General features: G+C 62.9%; 3 protein-coding genes. All 3 read left to right on the top strand.

The genetic code is table 11. The features are described from left to right. Positions 1 to 183: 183 nt before the first annotated feature. Genes DRB19_RS29025 through pcaDC form a run of 3 tightly spaced genes read left to right on the top strand, consistent with a single transcriptional unit; the run spans position 184 to position 4,194 of the window. Entirely contained in the window at positions 184 to 2,076 is a 1,893-nt protein-coding gene (locus tag DRB19_RS29025; protein ID WP_114189416.1) for a bifunctional sugar phosphate isomerase/epimerase/4-hydroxyphenylpyruvate dioxygenase family protein, read from the top strand. Between the two features lie 41 nt (positions 2,077 to 2,117). Further along, positions 2,118 to 2,966 carry a 3-oxoadipate:acetyl-CoA acetyltransferase gene (locus tag DRB19_RS29020; protein WP_114189415.1) on the top strand — a complete coding sequence of 283 codons (849 nt, stop codon included), beginning with the start codon at positions 2,118 to 2,120 and terminating at the stop codon, positions 2,964 to 2,966. A gap of 43 nt (positions 2,967 to 3,009) precedes the next feature. After that, positions 3,010 to 4,194 carry a bifunctional 3-oxoadipate enol-lactonase/4-carboxymuconolactone decarboxylase PcaDC gene (gene pcaDC, locus DRB19_RS29015; protein ID WP_114189414.1) on the top strand — a complete coding sequence of 395 codons (1,185 nt, stop codon included), beginning with the start codon at positions 3,010 to 3,012 and terminating at the stop codon, positions 4,192 to 4,194. Positions 4,195 to 4,297 lie beyond the last annotated feature (103 nt).

Raw genomic sequence — 4,297 nt, 5'->3', positions numbered from 1 at the left:
GGCGTCTGGCCGTTCCTGCTGGCGCAGCTCGTGGTGCTCTTTCTGATGGTCCTGTTCCCGCAACTCGTGATGTGGCCGGCCAAACTCATCGGAGGCTAAGTCCCGAAACGAGAAGATCTGCTGTCTCCCGCCAGGCTGGAGGCAGCATCCCGATACCAAGCGCTAGAAGCGGAATACGAAGCCATGCAGACCGCCATCGCCACTGTCTCACTGAGCGGCACCCTGGACGAGAAGCTCCAAGCCATCGCGGCCGCCCAGTTCAAGGGGGTCGAGATCTTCGAGAATGACCTCCTGTCCTTCAATGGCACTCCTGCCGATGTGCGCCGCATTGTTGCGGATCTTGGCCTGGAGACGATCACGTTCCAGCCGTTCCGCGACTTCGAAGGCATGCCCGAGCCGCAACGGGCGAAAGTGTTCGATCGGGCCGAGCGCAAGTTCGACCTGATGCAGGAGCTTGGATGTAACCTCCTGCTGGTGTGCAGCAATGTCTCACCGCATGCCCTCGGCGGCATCGACCGGGCGGCTGCCGATTTTCACGAACTTGGGGAACGCGCAGCCAAGCGCGGCATCCGGGTGGGCTTCGAGGCGCTGGCCTGGGGTCGCCATATCAATGACTACCGTGATGCGTGGGAGGTCGTGCGTCGCGCCAACCATCCCTCCATCGGCCTTGTGCTGGATTCCTTCCATGCTTTGGTCTGTGGGACGCCGCTCGATGCAATCCGGTCGATTCAAAGCGATCGGATCTTCCTCGTCCAGGTGGCCGATGCTCCGCTGCTCGACATGGACTATCTTTCCTGGAGCCGGCACTACCGGTGCTTCCCAGGGCAGGGGGATCTCGCCGTCGATGACTTCATGGATGCACTCCAGGCCACAGGCTTCGACGGTCTGATCTCGCTGGAGATCTTCAACGACCGCTTTCGCGCAGGGTCGGCCCGCAGCGTCGCGGTCGACGGACAACGCTCGCTGCTCTTCATGCTTGACCAGCTTCAGAGGCGGACCGGCAGTCCCGTGTCGGGCCTGCCCGATCTTCCGCCCCGGGCGGCCTGCCATGGCGTGGAGTTCGTCGAGTTCGCCATGGACGAGCGAAGCGCAAAAGCGTTTGAGCACTCCTTAAGTGGTCTTGGTTTCGGTAAGGTTGGCAAGCATCGCTCGAAGGAGGTGACGCACTGGCGGCAGGGGGACATCAACATCGTCGTGAACTGTGACAAGGAGGGTTTCGCTCACTCGTTCAACATCACACATGGGCCGTCGGTCTGCGCCATCGCCCTGCGGGTGGATGACGCACCAGCCACCCTCGAGCGGGCCGTCAGGCTCCTGGATCATCCCTTCCGGCAGGCTGTAGGGCCCGGAGAACTCGACATCCCGGCCGTCCGCGGCCTTGGTGGGAGTCTGATCTATTTCGTCGACCAAAAGACCGGCTTTAATCGTCTGTGGGATGCGGATTTCGAGCCTGTGATCGAACACCATGGCGATTTCTCCGGTGCCGGCCTCACGGCCTACGATCACCTGTCGCAGGCGATGCACTATGAGGAGATGCTGACCTGGCTTCTCTTCTATATCTCGCTGCTTGATGTGAGGAAGACCCCCACGCAGAACGTCATCGACCCTGGCGGCGTCGTGCAGAGCCAGGTGGTGGAGACCGAGGATGGGACCTTCCGGCTTGCCCTCAATGCCTCCCAGAGCCGGCACACCCAGGCGTCACGCTTCCTGACCGACATCTTCGGCTCTGGCGTCCAACACATCGCATTGACCACCTCCGACATCTTCGCCACCGTCGAGCGGCTGCGGGCCAACGGCATCGAGCTTCTGCCGATTCCTGAGAACTATTACGACGATCTGGAAGCACGCACGGACCTGTCTGCCGATGAAATCGATCGGTTGCGGGACGCCAACATCTTGTACGATCGCGAGGGCGCGGCCGAGTTCTTCCAGGTTTATACGAAAACCCTGGAGGGAGGCTTCTTCTTCGAGATCGTCGAGCGTCGTGGCTATCAGGGCTTCGGCGCGGTCAACGCCTCAATCCGGCTCGCGGCCCAAACGCGATTGGCGCCCCACCCGACCATGCCAAGACCTTGAGGCGTTTTCAACATCTCATTCAGCATCAAAGGACCCCTGCCATGAACCCCGTCGTCATTGCCGTCGCCATCACGGGCTCAGTGCCCCGCAAGAAGGACAACCCAGCGGTCCCGATCCTGCCGGCCGAGCAGGTGGAGAGCACGCGGGAGGCCTATGAAGCCGGAGCCAGTCTGGTGCACATCCACGTCCGCAACGATGACGAGACGTCCTCGTCCGATCCGGAACGCTTCCGGCAGGTGCAGGAGGGGATAAGCCGTCTGTGCCCGGGGATGATCGTCCAGTTCTCCACAGGCGGGCGGGGGCGTGATCCGTCCCAGCGCGGCACTGCGCTGAACCTGTCGCCCGATATGGGCTCCCTTTCGACCGGTTCGGTGAACTTTCCAACGATCGTGTACGAGAACCACACAACCCTGGTAGAGGATCTCGCCGGCCGGATGAAAAAGTTCAGTGTGCGGCCAGAGATCGAGATCTTCGATCTCTCCCATCTGCACGGCGCACGCCGTCTCGCTGACAAAGGGCTGCTGGATGAGCGCCCGCACATCCAGTTTGTTATGGGCGTGCAGAATGCCCTGCCGCCAGAGGAGCGACTGCTCGACATCCTGCTCACGGAAGCCAAACACCTGTTCCCGGCCTGCACTTGGACCGCGGCCGGCATTGGGCGCCACCAGGCTCAAGTGATGGACTGGGCGCTGGCTCGCGGGGCTGATGCGGTCCGCACCGGATTGGAGGACAACATCCGGGTCACCAAGGACCGGCTGGCGGCCTCCAATGCCGAGCTGGTGTCTCTGGCGGCCAACGCCGTGCACCGCCACGGCCGTAGTGTCGCTACCCCGGACGAGGCCCGTGCGATCCTGGGATTGAAGCCGTCCCACGGCGTCCGAGCCGCCTGATGGAAGCATCGATGCCCTCTCTGTTCTCGATCGGACCTGATCCATGCCATTGATCCAGGCAAATAGTGTCGATCTCTTCTACGAGGTTAGCGGGCCCACTCGCGCTCCGGTGGTGGTGTTCTCGAACTCGCTCGGCACAACGCTGGCGATGTGGGATGCCCTCGTTCCGGCCCTGCGGGGGCGCTATCGTATCCTGAGGTATGACACGCGCGGGCACGGGCGCTCGCAAGTCGTCGATGCTCCTCTCACGATCGACGATCTGGCCGCCGATCTCGTCGGCCTCCTCGATGCTCTCGGGATCGCTCGGGCTCATGCAGTCGGCCTGTCCCTCGGCGGCATGACGGGACAGGCGTTGGCCAGCCGCTATCCGGATCGAGTAATCAGCCTGACGCTGATGGCGACGACAGCCTACATGCCAACGCAGGCCTCCTGGGACGAACGGGCCTCTCTGGTGCGAGCACAAGGAACAGCTGCAATCGTCCAGGCCACGATGGACCGCTGGTTCACGCCGGACTATCCCGCCCAAGCACCGGAGCGGGTGTCTCCGGTCCGCGAGGCTTTCATCGGCATTGACCCGGTGGGCTATGCAGTCTGTTGCACCGCCATCGGACGTATGGATCTGCGATCAGTCGTTCAGCGGATCGCGGCCCCCACGCTGGTGATCGCGGGAGCCAATGATCCCGCCACACCGGTGGCCATGGCCGAGGAGATCCGATCCCACGTTTCAGACGCCGAACTGATTGTTCTGCCGCATGCGGCACATCTGCTGGCGGTTGAGCAGGCCGAGAGGGTCGGCGCTTACCTGATCTCGTTCCTGGACCGACATCATGAGGCCGGCAGCGATATGGCGCCAGGTCCGGTGCCGTTCGAGATCGGTCTGCTCAACCGCAAGAGCGTGCTGGGCGAGGAGCACGTGGAGCGCTCGCTGGCTAAAGCCGGCGCGTTCGCTCAGCCTTGGCAGGACTTCATCACCCGCACGGCCTGGGGCGAGGTGTGGGGCGACCCACACTTGCCGTGGAAGACGCGCTCGCTGGTGACGCTGGCCATGATGGTGGCACTGCACCGGGAGGAGGAGTTCAAGCTCCATGTCCGTCCCGCCCTGAGGAACGGAGTGACAGATGGCGAACTTCAATCGTTGCTGCTGCAGAGCGCCATCTATGCCGGCGTGCCGGCTGCGAATGCGGCGTTCCGCTGGGTGAGGGACGTGCTTGGTGACGAGCTTGCATGAGACGGAAGGCCAAGGGAAGGAAAGACAATGGACAAGGTTTACAAGGATGCAGGTTCGGCCATGGCCGGGCTCGTCAAGGACGGGATGACCATCATGGCCGGCG

The sequence above is a fragment of the Microvirga aerophila genome (assembly GCF_003332305.1).
GTDB lineage: Bacteria > Pseudomonadota > Alphaproteobacteria > Rhizobiales > Beijerinckiaceae > Microvirga > Microvirga aerophila.
Note: the sequence above shows the minus strand (reverse complement) of the source record. Positions and strands in the feature narration are given on the sequence as shown.